12 protein-coding genes and 1 pseudogene are annotated in these 16239 nt (G+C 60.4%); 2 read left to right on the top strand and 11 right to left on the bottom strand.

What is annotated here, in order from left to right:
* Positions 1-23 precede the first annotated feature (23 nt).
* Together M1R55_RS25610 and M1R55_RS25605 are read right to left on the bottom strand one after the other, a co-directional pair.
* Entirely contained in the window at positions 24-2261 is a 2238-nt protein-coding gene (locus M1R55_RS25610) for an ATP-binding protein (protein ID WP_249396121.1), read from the bottom strand.
* 166 nt (positions 2262-2427) lie between these two features.
* Positions 2428-3540, bottom strand: coding sequence for a hypothetical protein (locus tag M1R55_RS25605; RefSeq protein WP_249396120.1), 1113 nt, complete (start codon positions 3538-3540; stop codon positions 2428-2430).
* A 764-nt stretch (positions 3541-4304) separates the two neighbouring features.
* Between M1R55_RS25605 and M1R55_RS25600 the strand changes: the two genes are divergently transcribed.
* Positions 4305-4496 (top strand): hypothetical protein, encoded by a 192-nt coding sequence (locus M1R55_RS25600; RefSeq protein ID WP_249396119.1) that lies wholly within the window; start codon positions 4305-4307, stop codon positions 4494-4496.
* Between the two features lie 560 nt (positions 4497-5056).
* On the opposite strand, the gene M1R55_RS32475 is transcribed toward M1R55_RS25600, so the two are convergent.
* The 3 genes from M1R55_RS32475 to M1R55_RS25590 all read right to left on the bottom strand — a co-directional run bounded on the left by M1R55_RS32475 (position 5057) and on the right by M1R55_RS25590 (position 8610).
* A complete protein-coding gene (locus tag M1R55_RS32475) occupies positions 5057-5374 on the bottom strand; it encodes a transposase (RefSeq protein ID WP_371827320.1) in 318 nt (105 codons plus the stop codon).
* A complete protein-coding gene (locus tag M1R55_RS25595) occupies positions 5337-5762 on the bottom strand; it encodes a helix-turn-helix domain-containing protein (RefSeq protein WP_249396118.1) in 426 nt (141 codons plus the stop codon). Before M1R55_RS25595 ends, M1R55_RS32475 begins: the two co-directional genes overlap by 38 nt.
* Positions 5763-5904: 142 nt before the next feature.
* On the bottom strand, positions 5905-8610 hold the full coding sequence (locus M1R55_RS25590; protein ID WP_249396117.1) for a DUF11 domain-containing protein: 2706 nt from the start codon (positions 8608-8610) through the stop codon (positions 5905-5907).
* A gap of 375 nt (positions 8611-8985) precedes the next feature.
* Between M1R55_RS25590 and M1R55_RS25585 the strand changes: the two are divergent.
* Positions 8986-9587: pseudogene (locus tag M1R55_RS25585) on the top strand (IS6 family transposase); the annotation flags it as partial.
* Here M1R55_RS25585 and M1R55_RS25580 read toward each other — a convergent pair.
* The 6 genes from M1R55_RS25580 to M1R55_RS25555 form a co-directional block, all read right to left on the bottom strand.
* Positions 9588-10571 carry an IS4 family transposase gene (locus M1R55_RS25580; RefSeq protein WP_249396127.1) on the bottom strand — a complete coding sequence of 328 codons (984 nt, stop codon included), beginning with the start codon at positions 10569-10571 and terminating at the stop codon, positions 9588-9590.
* Positions 10572-11212: 641 nt separating this feature from the next.
* The gene (locus tag M1R55_RS25575; RefSeq protein ID WP_249396116.1) at positions 11213-13093 is read right to left on the bottom strand and encodes a GON domain-containing protein; all 1881 of its coding nucleotides are present in this window, start codon (positions 13091-13093) and stop codon (positions 11213-11215) included.
* A 185-nt stretch (positions 13094-13278) separates the two neighbouring features.
* Complete coding sequence (locus M1R55_RS25570; RefSeq protein ID WP_249396115.1) at positions 13279-13704, bottom strand: hypothetical protein; 426 nt, start codon at positions 13702-13704, stop codon at positions 13279-13281.
* Between the two features lie 523 nt (positions 13705-14227).
* Positions 14228-14461, bottom strand: coding sequence for a hypothetical protein (locus M1R55_RS25565; RefSeq protein WP_249396114.1), 234 nt, complete (start codon positions 14459-14461; stop codon positions 14228-14230).
* A 72-nt stretch (positions 14462-14533) separates the two neighbouring features.
* Positions 14534-14776, bottom strand: a complete 243-nt coding sequence (locus tag M1R55_RS25560) for an HD domain-containing protein (protein ID WP_249396113.1) — start codon at positions 14774-14776, stop codon at positions 14534-14536.
* A 231-nt stretch (positions 14777-15007) separates the two neighbouring features.
* A complete protein-coding gene (locus tag M1R55_RS25555; RefSeq protein WP_249396112.1) occupies positions 15008-15784 on the bottom strand; it encodes a hypothetical protein in 777 nt (258 codons plus the stop codon).
* Positions 15785-16239: the final 455 nt, after the last annotated feature.

Here is a 16239-nt window from a genome sequence, read left to right as displayed (position 1 = left end):
GCACACACGGATAAGAGCGGTGGTTATTCGCTTTTGATTTCTGCCCTGGTATCTGCCGCTGGCAGGGTGAAAAAGAAGCTTGTTCCCTCTCCCAACACGCTCTCCAGCCACAGCTGTCCGCCGTGCCGCTCCACGATTTTTTTGCAGACCGCCAGCCCGATGCCGGTGCCGTCATAGGTTTCGCGCCCATGTAGCCGCTGAAAAATTTCAAAAATACGCTCGAAATACTGCGGTTCGATCCCGATGCCGTTGTCGGTTACGGCAAAGCGCCACTGCGGGCCGTCGCGCTCAGCAGATACCCGGACGTGGGGCATCACACCCTCCCGGTGGTATTTCAGACCGTTTGACATCAGATTTTGCAGCAGTTGATCGAGTTGCTGGCGGTCAGCTTGGACGGTGGGCAATCCCTCAGCCTGTACCTCCGCTCCGCTCTCCGGTTGGAGTCTCTGCGCCACTTCCTCGAACACCGCCTGACTGTCGACAGGCAGCTGCTCGCGCTGTTCGGTATGAATGCGTGAAAAGGTCAAAAGATCATCCACCAGCCGTTTCATGTGTTCGCCGCTGTCTACGATCTGGCGCAGGTACAGCTGGCCGCGTTCGTCCAGCACGCCGCCGTACCGCCGGGCGATGATGCCCGCGAAACTGGTCACGGCGCGAATCGGGGCCTGAAGATCGTGCGAGGCGATGTAGGCGAACTGTTCGAGTTCCGCGTTGCTGCGGCGCAGTTCCTCGTTGGCCTGTAGCACCTTCTCCTCGGCTTCTTTGCGCCCGGTCACGTCATGCATGGCGATCACTGCCCCCAGTGGGCTGCCCTGTTCGCTAAAAATCGCCTGCCCGTTGGCAATGATCCGGCGGGCGGCCTGACCTCTGGGCCGAATCACCATCTCTGCGCCCTGCACCCGCTCACCGTTCAGGGCGCGGAAAAGGGGCACCCGGGGCATGGGCAGGGGCGTCACGCCGTCGCCTTCGTAGAGGTCGTAATGTTCGGCCCACTCTCCCGGCGGCAGCGGAGAGGCGTCCATGCCGTGAAATGTGCGCGTGGCGTCGTTGAACAGCGTCAGGTGTCCTTGTGGGTCGCAGGCCACGATGCCCTCGCTGAGGCTGCCCAGCACGGCGCGTAAAAAGGTGCGCTCGCGGGCCAGCTCCTCGGTGCGGTGCTCCAGTTGGGCTACCACCCCGGCCCGCTCCAGCGCCAGCCCCAGATGATGCACTACTGTTTCCATTACCACGCGGTCTGTCGCTGTCCAGGTGCGCTGCCCGAACAGCACGAAACAAACGATGCCGGTGGCCGAACCATTGACATAGACGGGCAAACTGGCTGCTGTACTGACGTGCTGCACCAACTCTGCCGGAGTATCGCTGCCCTGCGCGTACTGGTCTTGGTAAAAGGGCTGCCCCGTGACCCAGGGCACCACCAGACTTTGCGGAACCGTGTAGGCAAATCCAGCGTCGATGATGGCCTGCAGTCCGTCGTTGCCCAAGTGTCCGGTTTGTACCCGGTTGCGCCACAGACCGTCTTTCCGCTCGTAATACAGTGCGTAACCGTCTGGCAGCAGCGACATCACGACCTCCTGTCCGCGCTTGATCAGGGTATAGGGGTCTGTTTCGATGCTCAGGTCGCGGGTCAGGTGGGCAAAGCCCTCTAACGCACGGCTGCGGGCGTCGAGTTCAGCGTTCTGCTGCTCTAGTTGACTGGCCTGTGCCGCCCGCTCCAGCGCCAGCCCCAGCCCCCGGCCCACGGCCCGAATGACAGCCTGCTCCTGATCCGTCCACGTGTGGGCCTGCTGCGTCCCTGCGGTCAGCAAACTGTAGGGCTGATCTCTCAAAAAATACGGAAAGAAGACGGCGGCTCCGTAAGATTGCGCGTGCTCGACGCCTTCTAGCGCAGCATTCCAGCCATTCGTAAAGACGGGCGCACGGGTCGCGAGTGCCTCGGCAGATGTGGGGCCGTCCACCGGAATACCTGCGAGGAGGCCGGCAATAACCTCAGGCGTCACGTCGCTCGACCAGGCGCGGGCCTTCCACAAGGGGCCGCTGCGTTCAAAATAGGCAACGCTGACACCGCTCAGCGCCGCCCGCACCACATCTATGGCCTGACGCGCCAGCACCAGCACATCGGTTTCCGTGCCTACCGCTTCGGTAAAGGCCACAAACGCGTCGAGGGCGGCGCTGCGTTCTTCCAGCTCCCGGGTGCGGGCCAAGACCCGGGCCTCCAGTTCGGCCTGTTCTATGGCCCAACTGTTCATCGGCACCGAATCCACACCGTACGGGTACTGCACTGTTGTTCACAAGACAGGTCGAATGCTAAACGCTCTGATGTCAAACACACCCTCATACCCTAGCAAGCACGGGTGCACGGTGGTATGACATCCTTACGTTTCGCTTGAGTCTTGGGGGCCGTGCAGATAGGTATGGATAGGCCGCAGTTCAAGGCATCTTCTCAAGAACTGTCTTGGGTTCTGCACGCCGCACTAAGCGTTTTTGCATGCTGGGCATGACTTGCCTGGCCCGCACCATCAGTTGCCGGATGTGGCGCAGGCGCTGCGCGTAGCTGTGGCTGGGGCCGCTGTTCCACAGGGCGTTATACAGGGTCTGCTTGATCCACTTGCGCACATCGGCGCGTTTTTCTGCGGGCTGCGGTTTGATGGACAACAGCAGCGTGCTGTGCTGATTATTCAGGGACGTGAGGGCGTCCAAAAAATGACGGCAGAAGTGTTCGTAGAGGGCCGCTCGCCGCTCGCCTCCCAATGGACTGGCGGCAACATAAGGATTGGTATTGATCTCGTAGACCTGAATGCGCCCGCCTACCACGCCGTAATCGACCCGGCCATAGTCGATCCGTGCGGTAGCAAAGACCTCACGCAACTCGGCCTCGTGGGGATTGCCGTGTAAAAAAGCAGTTTCGGCGGCCAGCGTGTCTTCATCGACCACGAAAGTCCGGGCCATGCCGCGCACCTCCCAGCCGTGTCCAAAGAAAATATCGGTGGGGATGATTCGCTGCCCTACCTTGAACGCCGCGTATCGCCGGTACAGGCCGCGTTCGTCCGGTTCGCCGCAAAACTCGGTGATGATACTGCCGCAGACGTTGTGACCCGCGCTCCGCCTGCGCTGCAAAAAGTCTGCCAGAGCCGGGGCATCGGGCAGAAGGCCGGACGCCACCGCGTTATGCTCCTGTTCGCTCCGCACAAACACCGGAAAACGGGCGGGCACACGCTGCTCGTCCAGGCGGTACACGTCAAAATCATTCAGGCCCTGAGTATGTAAGGTGCGCAGCAACTCGAACCGCTGTTTGACCTGTGTGGGATGGTTCAGCAGCTGCACTCCATCGCCGCGCCGGGCCAACTGATCCCACAACCACCCGGCTTGGCTCAACTCGGGCCCGGACAGCCGTTCTAGGTCGGCAAAAATATAGGTGCCTTGCGGCAGCTTGTGGAGCCTGAACGCAGTGGCATACGGCAGAGGTACCAGGTGCGGCGCAAACGCTGCTCCACGCGCTGCCAGGAAGTCTTCCAAACACAGGTGGCTGGCCGTAGTGAGCATGTAGATCACCCCTGTACAGTACATGCTAGGACGCCTGTTCAGGCTCAATTGGAGAGGTGCTGGAGGGAAAACGGCCCTTTCAACTCTGGCCAGACTCCGGTGGGCAATGAAAAGTGCGGCTGAGACGCCTCAAAACGCTCGACCTCACAGGAAGGCCAGGAAGCCCCCTCTGGCAAGTCCTGAGGGCAAAAGGAATTGGCCTAGTTGCGGACGGTTTGAGCCGATACACTCTGAAGGTCACGTGCGCTTTCATACTAATCTCCATTAGTACGAAAATACCGACACCATTGGTACAGGTGTAAATCTAAGTCGTGAGATCGAGTCAAGTCTTGTGCTGGACGTGTTCCAGCCTGCCGCCTTGAACTAAAAGCAACTTCAATCTCTACCAGTATCAATCAATAGGGTGCGTGTACCCTCAACCCCACTCACCCACCCCGTCACGGGCCTCCTGAGGGCACGAGCAAACGTTCACGCTTCTTGAACTCCTCATAATCACGGCGATCATCAGCATCCTCCCCAACCTGATTGGCGTCCGTCGTCCCGCCCACAGCGCCGCTGCCCTCATCTGCGCTCGCACCCTTTGGCAACACGCGATCGCCGTTCACCTCAACCTTACCGGTGCAGCCGACCGGTCAACCGCTTGCCCAACTGCTCACCGCACGCAAACCTCGCCGCCTTCAGGTCAACTGCGTCCGCCAACAACTCACCGCTGACGACCAGTTCTCCAGGCCACCCTCTCCACCAACCACCCACATTCATCTGTGGTGAACCACCGAACACAGATCACGGGCAACCCACCATGCTGCCTCCGTGATCCACCGGAGGTGTTTCCCCAACTCGCCCGCAGCCTCACACCTCCCGAACAGATCCGGCAGTCTGCCGATCAACCGCTGGCCGAAGCCCTCACCGAACGCACACTCCCCAGCCTGAACGTTGGCCACCAAACCGACCCCTGACCCCATCTGCACCTTCCGACAACCGTGCTTTGCTCCCGGGCTCATCTCTCCATACGCCGTCCAGATCCATCAGCCCCGCACCACTCCACACCTCCATGCCCCCCGCCAACGGACATCCTTCTTCAACAGGGCGAGCCGCCTTGCACTGAACGCTCAACCGTTCTTCCCTCCACGCAAGGCTCCCCGACCAGCCGTCAGCCCCAACAACTCTCCCCACCAAGTCCGGTGCTGAACCCGTCAAGCTCTTTGCGAGGTGCTCCTAAGACGCGAAATTTATGACCTGCGGATCGGCCGCTTGACCGACCCCTGACCCCATCTGCACCTTCCGACAACCGTGCTTTGCTCCCGGGCTCATCTCTCCATACGCCGTCCAGATCCATCAGCCCCGCACCACTCCACACCTCCATGCCCCCCGCCAACCAACATCCTTCTCCAACAGCGCGAGCCGCGGCTGTCCCTCGGTTAGTGGGGTTGCTGCCCGTGGCTTGCGGCGCACCAGCGCCCCCCTTTTCCCAAGAGGGGCTTTCACCATGTTTCCGTCGGCGGCTTGCCACTCCCCGTCAATCCCGATCTCCTGGTCGTACTCTTCGAGTACGATGGCCCACGCCGCACAGAAGCATCCGTGTTCCACTCAACCGCTCGTGGACGGTCGATGTTGGGCCATATCGGCGGGACAGTTGACTCCACTGATGGCCGGTTCGGGCCAGCCAGATCATCCCGTTGAACATGGAGCGGGCGTCCCACGCGGGACGCCCACTCTTCTTCCTAGGCTTTTCGATCACGAGGACAGGGGCGAGACGAATCCAGAGTTCATCTGATACCTCCCCAAGCGTGTGCTGGTCATCGATCTGGTCTTGATGGGGTTGCGTCGTTGTCATCGCCTATCAGTAGATTATATTTTCCGGATAGGCTCTTACTCCCTACCCGGCGCAGGGCCATGATGCCTTCCACCACGCTCTGGAGAACCAACCAGTCTTCCTCGGTCAGCACCTCCGCAGCATTCAGAACCAGCTGAAGCACCGTGCGGGAAAGCTCAGTCCGATCTGAAGACGCCCCGCGACTGGACAGGTCGAACAAGATCTGATCCGGAATGCTGTACACCTGGGCCAGTTTGGCCAGGATGTCCCTGCCGGGCTTCTCAATTCGGCCATTCTCCAGCCGACTGAGATGCGTGTTACTGATCCCAGTGGCCGTCGCTACCTCTGTGAGGGTCAGATGACGAGCCTTGCGAGCGACGCGCAGGGTCTTGCCGAGGGTGGTGATCATTCGTTCCTCTGCCTCCCTTCTGTGCCAGCTGTCGACGTGACAGACGGTGTGCCCTCTTCATGTTCAACAAAGAAGACCCTCAGGCACCGCCTGAGGGTCTTCAGGGGCCGACAACACGGTGTCATCGGCCTCGTGAGAAGATTTAGGGAACGACGGTGGTGGATTCGGCCTTGAAGTTGGTCTGGGCCTGGCCACTGCTTTCGGCGGTGTTGTTCCAGCGGAAGGTTTCCTGGTACTGGCGGGCGGCAGTTCCGGCGGGGGCCGTGACCTGCGTACGCACAAACACCACGCCGCCGGGCGCGACACGGAAGGCTGGGTTCAGCGTGATGGTCTGCTGGCCCACACCCGTTTCGGCACTCACGGTGTACTGGCCTGCCCCGGCGCCCACGGTCAAGCGGGTGCTGGTGCCGTTGAGGTAGTCGGTGATGATCGCTCCGGTCTGAGGATCACGGGTCGGCGTGGGGTCGTAGTAGACCTGAGAATCGGTGAAGTTGAAGATGCCCGGGGTCTGCTGAACAGGATCGATGGCACCGAAGTTGTAAATGAAGACGTTGTTGAGCGCACCTTCGTTGGAGCCCGGCTCGACGCTGGCGGCGCTCGCCAGGATCGTGCCGACCGTGTCGCCCGCACGAATGGGGTCAACCGTGTCAGTGAGCTGGGTCTGCTCGGAGATGAAGGACGTGACGGTCACGCAGGCCTGAGCCTGACCCGTGCCGCCGTTGGTGCTGGTGAAGCTGCCGGTGTCACAGTAGCTGCCGCGAGGCGTGCCAGCGGCGACACTGCTGGTCAGGGTGAGGGTCAGCACCTGACCGGGGGCCAAGTTCACAGTGGCGGGAACGGTGCTGACGGTGCGGGTCGCGGCGTCAAAGGTCACGCTGCCGGCCTGCGCGGTGCCCGTGACGGTGTAGCTGCCGCTGCCGTAGTTCATGAACACGTTGTTCAGGTTGCCCAGCAAGTCCTTCACGGCCACGGCAGTGGCCGTGGCCGAGCCGGAGTTGGTCACCGTGATGACGCTCTGATAGCTGCTGCCGGGCGTCAGCTGGTTGAGGGCAGGCTGGCCTGCGATCTGGTTGTTGACCTTGGTGATGGCCAGGAGCGGCGAGGCGACCTTGAAGCAGGGGATGCCCGAAGCGCCCGTAACGGCGACGCCGTTGTTGCTGGTGGCCGTAAAGGTGCCCTGGTCGCAGTAATCGCCGTCGACGGTGCCGCTGGCGGCGAAGGTAAAGGTTTGGGTGGCTCCGGCGGCCAGAGTAAATGCCCCTGTGGTAAAGCCGTCGTCACCAGCCTTGGTCACGGCCACGGCCTGAGGCGCGGCGGTGACAGCGCCCTGAATGGCGTAGTTGGCAGCCACCGTAGCGTTGGCGAGTGCGTCGGTAACGACCACGTTGGTGGCGGGGGCATTGCCGTTGTTGCTGACCGTGATGCGGGCCACGACGGGCACGTTCGGGCCGACGACGACGCCGCTGGCGATCGGCGTGAAGGCTCCGGCGGTGTCCAGGGTGCCCAGCGTCTTGCTGATGCCGAGGTTGGGGGCCGTGACCGTCAGGCAGGCCTGATCGGACAGGGTGGGAGTCACGGTGCCGAACGCGCCGTTGTTGTAGCTGACGATGGTGGCAACGTCACAGTAGACGCCGACAGCGCTGGCCTGAGCAGGCAACGTAAAGGTGCGGCTGGCTCCGGCAGCGAGGTCGAAGGTGGCGTCGAAGCCGTCTGTGGCGTTGGCGGTGGTTCCGGCGGGGGCCGTGACGCTGTAGGCCGCGGCGTCGCCAGACTTCAGGACATCACTGAGGCGGATGGCGGTCGCGGGGCCTGCGCCGGTGTTGCTGACCGTGACCGTGAAGTCACGGGACTGATTGATGCCGGCCTGATTGTCTTTGGGGGCCTTGACGATGGTCAGGCGGGCGCTGGGGGCAAACGTCTTGTTCAGGAAGCGCTTGGTGACTTCGGTGCCGTTGACGTAAGCGATGGCGCGAATGCGGGCCGTGGCGGTGGTGGTCACAGCAGGGTCGTGGTTCAGGGCCGTCCAGGTAAAGCCGTTGGTGTCGGGCGTATTGACGCCGGTCACGTTGTACAGCGGGTACTCGGTGCTGCTGGGAAAGCGCACGTTGTTGCCGGTCGCGCTATTGGTGTAGGTATTGGCGCTCAGGGCATTGTCGTTGATGTCCTGGCCCGTGACCGGGGAACCAGAGGCCTGGCCACCGTCATCCGCGGCGGCAAAACGCACGCTGCCGGTCTGCTCCAGAATGTCCCAGCGCACGTTGGCACCGACAATGGGGTACACGTTGCCGTCAGCGGCCTTGTAGCCCACGTAGCCACCTGCCACGTTCTGACTCAGCAAGGGGGCGACTTCGTCCATCTCGCCAGCGGTCGGGGCAGCGGGGTCGGTGATGCCGCCGACTTTGGCCGGATCGATGCCGCCCGTTTCATTTTCAAGCCAGGAGTAGAAGACAAATTTGGTGCCGGCGTTGTTCAGGTCGTCTTTGGTGATGGCGACCATTTTGCCGTTGGCGTCCATGTAGAACGCGCCGCTGACGGTGTTGGCCCGCAGGGTGGGGTAGGCCAGATTGGTGGTGCCACCCGCGGTGACGGTCAAGTTCTGAGTCTCAGGAATAAAGCCGTCTTTGCTGTAGGTCGCCGTGTAGTTGCCCGGCGTCAGGCTGCCGTAGTTGCCTGGAGCCACGATCACACCGGCACTGTCGCGGATGGTCAGGGTGTAGCCATTGGGGTTGGCCGGGAGAGAGACCATGCCGACAGTGACGGCGGGAGGATTCACGACGGGCGTGTTGCCACCACAAGAGGCGAGCAGGAGCACACTGGTTAACGCAGCCATACCTAGTTTGACGTTCATGTTCATAGGAGCCTCCAGGAAATCATCAACAAAGCCGCTCAAAGTGCATTGACTTTGAGGATAAACAACTTACCTAGCGGCCTAGGAAGCTTTGTTGCGTGCCTTGATTTAGACACATAAATTCCTCAGGCGATATCCTCCACTAGATGAAGAAAATCCAGTAAAGCGAGAAAAATAACTTTTCTGGTGTCTATCTGAAGTGGGAATTAAGTTTAGGCGCCTGCCTCTTCACGTATGAAGTGTTAATGAAAAAATTTGGACTTCTGTATGAAGAACTTGTAAGAGTTGATCTGCTCGCCCAATATGGGAACTTTCCTTTTGGAGCCCCACCATGGGTTGTGTTGCCTTAACTGGGGCGGGTTAAGCTGACCATCCGTGACTGACCCGAAACCGTACCGCTACCGTTTTCCGATGACGATCATTTAGCACGCGGTTTGGTTGTATCATCGCTTCCCGCTCAGCTACAGAGATGTCCAAGAATTGCTGTGCCAGCGCGGCCCAGCAGGTCAGCCACGAGACTCTCCGCGAATGGTGTATCAAATTTGCTCCCCTCTTCGCTGAGGAACTGCGCCACCGGGAACCCCGCCGGGGTTCCCGGTGGCATCTGGACGACATGTATACGAGCGTCAATGGCGTCCGGCATTGGCTATGTAGAGCTGCGGATGAGCACGGTTTCGTGCAGGGTATCCTCCTTCAGCGCCACCGCGATATTGAGGCTGCGAAGACCTTCCTAGCCCGAATCCTGGGTGAATATGACTTCCCAGAGGTCATTCATACTGGGGCCGCTCCGCAGCTATGGAGCCGCAATCCGCGAGATCTCCAGCCTGAAAAGTGTTGACCACCAGCAAGTGATCTCCGCGGCGCGTTGCAATAACATCACCTTGCAAGAACATCGTTCCACGCGGCGACAAGAACGACGTCAGCAGGGATTTAGACGGCGGAAACGCGCTCAAGAGTTCCTGAATTTGCACGCCCGCTCAGTAGCTGAAAACTTCACTTTTTGATTGTCCCAGTGAAGAAAAAGGGCTGACCAGGACTTGAAGGATTTTGGCAAGTTCGTCTGGAATCCAGCGCAACACATTGCGAAGATATTCCGAACCATACCGCACCACGCTCATCGCCTTGCGGCCATGAGGCAGGACTTGGATTGGTTTCGCCTCGTGGCGCCAGACCCCGACCCGCAGGCAGCTCAGCCAGGCCAGGGTCACCAGCCCGAACAGGCGCTCCAATCGTTTGGGGTCTGTCATTCCGGTTCGCTCCAGATCAAACCCTCTGTCTTTCAACGAACTAAAGGTGGACTCAATCGTCCAGCGGAGTTTGTAGAGCTTCCATGTCTCCCAGACGCCAAAATCTGTTGCGATGATGACGAGGTCACCCGCGGGTGACCTGGTGGCCACGACTCGCATCCGTTCCCCGAAAACTTCCGTGTTCTCCGCGATCATCCGAAATTGCCCGGGGCGAAGGTCTTGGAACCAAGTGTCTGCTGAGAGTTCGTCCAGTACGGTGTCCTTGCGGATCCGAACCGCCCGGCGAATACCCTTCCGCCGAAGAAAACGGAACCATTCGGCGCCGATGAATTCCCGGTCGGCGACCAAGCCCTTCCAGCGTCGTGCTGGAAGGGCCTCCATCAGTTTGCAGACGACCCACATCCGCGCGCGGGTATGACTGTTGCCCGTGTGATCAAGCGCAACCCAATACAAGGGGATGGTGAACCCATGAACCACTGCACCCAAGACGAGCAGGTTGAGGGGGGATTCGCCGTGCTCCCAGGTCGTCCGGTCTAGGCTCATCAGGATCTTGCCGGGGGGGAGCTGAACCAGCAGCAGCGCCAGGAAGACCTGCGCGGTGAGTTGCTCATCGTGCACGGCGCGTTCTACGCGCCGTTTTTTGGCTTCCGGTGAGCTGGAACCGGGCAGGTGAGGGCCGAGGTCTCGGTGGTTGACGCTCTGCGCCGTGATCATGGCGAGGACGACGTCGACGGCACGCTGGAGGGTGTCAATCCGGAGAGTGGGAACGCAGGTTTTGAAATGGGCGGTGAGTTCGGTTGCCTGATGGGCAGCGGGTGTGGAGGGCATCGCACCTCAACACACCGCCTTTGATCGTTCCTGTCGAGGGACAGATAGGAATCTTCTTTTGTGCCGTTCAGGACGACCAAAAAGTGAAGTTGTCATCTACTGAGGCACGCCCGGATCACCAACCTTCACCACCATACTAGAACGACAATTCCCGCCCACATCAGAAGGAGCAACCAACACTGGGCATTTCAGATGTGGCACGAGGTCGGCGCAGGGGTGGCCTGAACTTCACTTCAGGCCACCCCTGCGCTTCGTCTACCAGCCGTACAATTAACCTGACAGAACCCTCTGGCATGTGGGGCGGTATACCCACCCTGAAAACTTTACTGGGAACGCGCCTCTGGATGTCAGAGGCGCGTTCCCAAGTCGGTGACGGCCTGACTGCCCCTGGGAAGCGTGGGCTTCAGGACGTCGCCCTTCACCTGATGCGTTTTCGGAACAGCGCCGAAACCTCTCCAGTCCCAACGCGATGTCCTTTCTCCAGTTCCCGCTCTGCAGGGTCTAGCTCAACGATAAATGCACTCGACTCAGTTGGGAACCAACAGCAGGCGGATCTGGCTGGGCTCAGTACCAGAGCACCAGCCACGCCCAGCCGTAATGGCGTAGGACTTTTTGTCGGCCGAAGGGGTCGCGACGCCCTGCTCGCGTTGATCCCACCCTGAGCTGACGAAGCTGGTCGCCGCCGTGTTGAAGATAAAGGACGTGAAACTCAGGTCGATGGTGGACACGGGGTTGACGGCGCCTGCTTCAGGCCGGCACTGGCCAGCATTCCCTAGGGGGATGGCTGGGGGCGCGCCTGCTGCATTGTTAGGCACGTCGTTTCTCACCAGAAATCCTGTGCTTGTAGCGTAGGTGACGTCGTTGGGGTTGACAATCAGGGTGTTGGGGTCAATGCGAATCTTGGTAAAGGTCGTGGTCTGCTTGCCACTGAGCTTGGCCCCGCTGTTGGACGACTGCTGCGAATCGGTGAAATCTACCACCGACTGGGTGTTGCTCTGGCTGCCCAGATTCAGGTAGTCCAGTGGGGTCTGGCCCGTGGCCATGTCGCGGCAGAACAGTTTGTAAGACCTGGTGAGATCCTGATCGAGAAACATGACGTAGTCCTGATCGTTTTTCTGTTGATAGAGCGTCTGCTGATCCGCACAGCTGGTGGGTAGTTTGGCCGTGATGTCCGGTAGAGCGTCCAGAGCGGTGCTCAGCGTCAGGTAGGTCGGCAGTGGGCCATACGTTGCTTCAGCGTCAGCTTCAGCGCCGGTACCCGACACGGCGCTGGGCAGGCACGTGGTGATGTCGTTGGTGCAGGCCGTGATGGCCGCGTTGATGCCCAGCTTCCAGGTGGGCGCAGCAGCAATGGCAGTCTTGACCGCATTCAGGGCCGTCTGGTCATAGATGGCCGGATTGAGTTGAATGACTTTGGCACTCCCCAGCAGATTTTCGACCAGGTTGCCGCGCAACACGAGTGAGGTCAACTCGGCCGATCCCCGGTTGATGGCGTCTGCGGACTTGGAATCGGGCGGCCCGAAAAAGTTGACGTAACTGTTGAAGGTCGCCGACTTGACGCAGCTCTTGAGTGCGTCGGCACTGGCGCAGCTCGCCAACACTTTGGCAGAATAGTTCTGCGCGTCGGAGATCAAGGTATTGAGATCGGTACTGGGCGTGCCCGCAATAGCCGTTTGAAAGGTATTGATCTTCAGGGTGGACGTGCTGGCCAGCGACTGCATCTTCTTGCTGAAATCCGCCGAAATTGAGAAGGGTCCGGACGAGGCCGACAGTTGGGCCGCAATCTGCGTCTTCTGCGCTTTGCTGTAGCTGGTGAAGCTGAAGTACGCGACGTAGCGGCCGCCCAGCGTGAATGTGTTGAGGAAGTAGTCGCCGCACGAATCCTTGAACGCCTTGTAGTCGGTGTCGTACAGCTGTTGCATCGCGTCCGTGAGTTTCGGTTTGGTGATGGTGTCGTAGAGCGCGTAATTTTGTCCAATGGCGTCGGCTTTCAGGAGCATGCCCACGCTATAGCTGTTGGTGTCTTGCTGCTGGGCAAACTGGGCGCTGGCACTGACTTTGGTGACGCCCGCGTTGTAAGACGCCTTGCCGCTCACGTCCAGGGCGTCTGAGAGATCAGATTTGCTCTCGATTTTGGTCAAGCTGAAGGTCTGCTGAAGTCGGGAAGGAGCGGAGACGGTGGGCTCGGCCTGAGGCACCAGGCAACTGGTGGTGCCGAGGAAGCCGCCAGTCGTGGAGTCGTAACCACTGGCAAACTGCATCCCGTCGATGAAGCTCAGGGTGACTGCGGGGGACGACTGAAGATTGCCGCCCACCGGAGGGGGAACCGGCGGGACGGGCACGCTGGAGCAGGCACTGAGCACAGCGGTAAGAACCAGCAGGCACGGCAGGGGAGTGGATCTGGGCATGGCAACTCCTAAGAACAGTAGTGAGAAGGAAGGATTCCCGGATAAGGCTCAAACCCACTCCATGTTGGGTTGTTGATGGTGCACATAAAAGCGTTTCGGCGGTCAGTCAATCCAGGCATGAACTGAAGTCAGGAACCCGCGAGTCAGCCACAGGATGCTGTGGTCAGGAAATTCCTGAGATGAACTTACTTTTTGACGACGGTGCACCAGGCCAAGGTCACGTCGGCCTCGCTCTGGAACCAAGTTCCGGCGATCCACATCTTCGGCGTGGTCAACACGAACTGCTCGTAGGTGCCGCCGTCATCGGTTTCGCCTACATCAAGAAGCTTGTACTTGAACTCTTTGGGGATCGCCCGGTTGAGGGTCGCGGCGATGACATCAGGTTTGCCGTCCCAGTAGAGCAGTTCATGGTACTGGCATTTGCCCTTCAGGTCTGCCGCCGTAGTGTCAAGGAGGTCAACCATTTCCTCGGAAAAGTCTTCGTCAGTCAATTCCAGTGCGCCTTTGGGCAACTGAAAGCCTGTCAGGGTGGATGTGCTGACAAAATCGGTGGCTAGAGCGAGGGGGCTGAGGAAGGCAAAGGCCAGAAGCAAGCCTAATTTTTTGCTCATCTGTGAAGTATCAGCGCCTGAGGTTGAGCCTGCAATGGTGGGGGGCGGGAGGGAGGGGCTCCGACGCATCGCCACGGCTGGCAGGACAAGCCATCGGTCAGCTACGGCACCAGACAGGCTCCACCACCGCCTCTGATTTGCCTGTTCGGCGGGGGCATGTTGTTGGTGAGGTTCCCCCAACAGCCGTTCAGTCTCGTTGTGCCATGAGAGTTGAGGAAGGCCCACCAAGAAACAAGCCGTTCGGGCTTGACTCGCAGCGTGATCAATTTTTCCATGAAGGCACGCGGCTCAGGGGTCATTACCCGCTGGTGTGCCAAAGCTCGCATCGTGAGCCTCACAGGAAGAGTCTGCGCCTGAAAGAGCGGAGCGGCAGAAGAGGCGCGTCACAGTGGACTGCAATGGGTCATTGCCCCAGCCCCTCCCCCGTGCAGCTGCTTGATCGGCATTACGCTGCGCTTGACCGAGGCCACACCCTCACGGCCAGATGCCTGGAATGGCGTCTGGCGCTTCTCCTGCTGGCTCCTCACCAACCGTGCTCCCTCACAATACGCCACACTGCCGCCTTTACCTGATCTGGTAACGCTTCGGCCTCAAGCGCTACCCCCGCGTCGGTCACGCTCAAGGCCGCCCGGTACTCACGTGGGGACCGCAACGCATCCCACACGTCCGCCGCCGCCACCAGTGCGGTGAGCGGACTCAACTCGCGCTGGCCTAAGGGATACCCGGCACCATCGACGCGCTCGTGATGGCTCCGCACCGTGAGCTGCACGGCGGAGGAACACTCCGGCCAGACTTGAGCGAGCAGCGCCGCCCCGATGACGGAGTGGTCTTACATCAGGCGCCTCTCGGCCAGCGTTAAGGCGCGTGGGGCCTCCAAGACCGCCATGGGCACGCCGACCTTGCCGATATCGTGCACGTAGCCAGCGATGAAGGCCTCGCATGGATTCACCCCCAGCAGGGGCGCGACCGCCTGTGCCAACAGGACGACGCGGGCAGCATGAATCGGCACTCGCAACCGAACCAAATCGTGCACGCCATCCGGAACAACGTCAAACAAGGCAGGGGCAGACACAGCACTGAGCATGCCTCAGCGTGACGCCTGTTGGGGTGATGCCCTTGTCAAGCGCGACCGCCACCCCCCTCCACCAGAGCGGCGCTCGCCAGCGTTCCAGCCGAGATCAGACGACTCAACCAGAAACGGGCGTTCCAGACGTGATCTGCGGTCGCAGCAAGGGGAGTCAAAGGGTCAGGCTATCCCTGCCCTCAGCCTGCCAACAGCCCAGTTAAGGCAACACAACCAGTGTCAGTGCTGTTCGCCCGAAGCCGAGGTCAAGGCCACCAGGGCTGGAGTGCCGCCCACCGCCAAGCGGCGCAGCACGGTGAGGCTGTTCAGCGCGATTTCCAGCACTTCTCCCGTGTTGGGGCTGGTCAGGTAGGCCGAGTTCTGGCCAAGGAGCATGGTTGGTTTGATGGCCGCTTTGTCGGCGGCGTCCGCGGGTTTGACCAGTGCCGCTGCGCTTTGCAGCACCCGCCCTGTATGGGCATCCAAGCTGTGCAGGCTGCCGTCCGCGGTCAGCACCATCAACCGCTGCCCATCTGCAGCAAACATGAATTTCAGGGGTGCGGCGGGCAAGGCGACGGGGGTCAGGACTGCGTCCTGCGCTGTCGAGCGGGCCAGGCCGGTGCCGAAGTTGCCGTAGAGAACCGGGCTTTTAGCGTGGGCGACCACCTTGCCTACCCGCGTGCCTTCAGGAGTATTGGCCGGATTGGTCAACTTCTGAGAGGTGATGTTCGCCCCGTTGACCCTGACCGCCAGTACGCCGTCCGTGCAGCCAAAATAGCTGGTGTCGCCCAAGATGGGCTCACCATGCAGGCCCGGGCAGCCGGCGATGGTCTTGAGCAGTTGGCCCGACTTGAGGTCGTAGGCATCCACTCGGTTCAGGGCCAACTGGCCACTGAGCAGCACGTTGCCCATGACGGTGGGGGACCCAGCCTCGAGCTGCCCTAGACCACTCAGCAGCCGCTGTATCAGGATGTGTATGCCCAGGGCAGTGATGGCCCCACCGAGCTGGTCGAGCATCTGAAGGCGAATGCCAGCCTTCCGGCGGTGCGGTGCGGGGAGCCCGCTGGGCTCTTCATGGAGCCTAGGACAGACAGGTAGCCTAAAATTCAGGCTGCCTGTCGTATGTTTGCTTGCTACGTCTAAAAAGCCGCCTACTTAGATGGTGAGCCTTTCTTTTGACGATGTTGGAATTCCGACCAGCCAACCGGCAAGAAGCCCGCGCTAAGGTAAGCGCAAGAGTCTAAACCTCTTGCGCTCAGACCATACTCACTCCGCTTCCTGAATGGCCAATATCCCAGCAGGACTCAGGACATATCTGGTGAATCGGCCAAGTTGACTGTGAGTACACACGAGAAAGCCGAGCTCGTACAACACTTGAAAATCCCTCACGGAAAATCTCTCTGAGCCAACCAGGACAACCGGTGGGCTAGGAGGCGGAACACCGTTGAGGACGGTTAATAGTTCGCCATCCT

The organism is Deinococcus sp. QL22 (assembly GCF_023370075.1).
Taxonomy (GTDB): Bacteria; Deinococcota; Deinococci; order Deinococcales; family Deinococcaceae; genus Deinococcus.
This window is presented reverse-complemented; position numbering and strand designations above follow the sequence as displayed.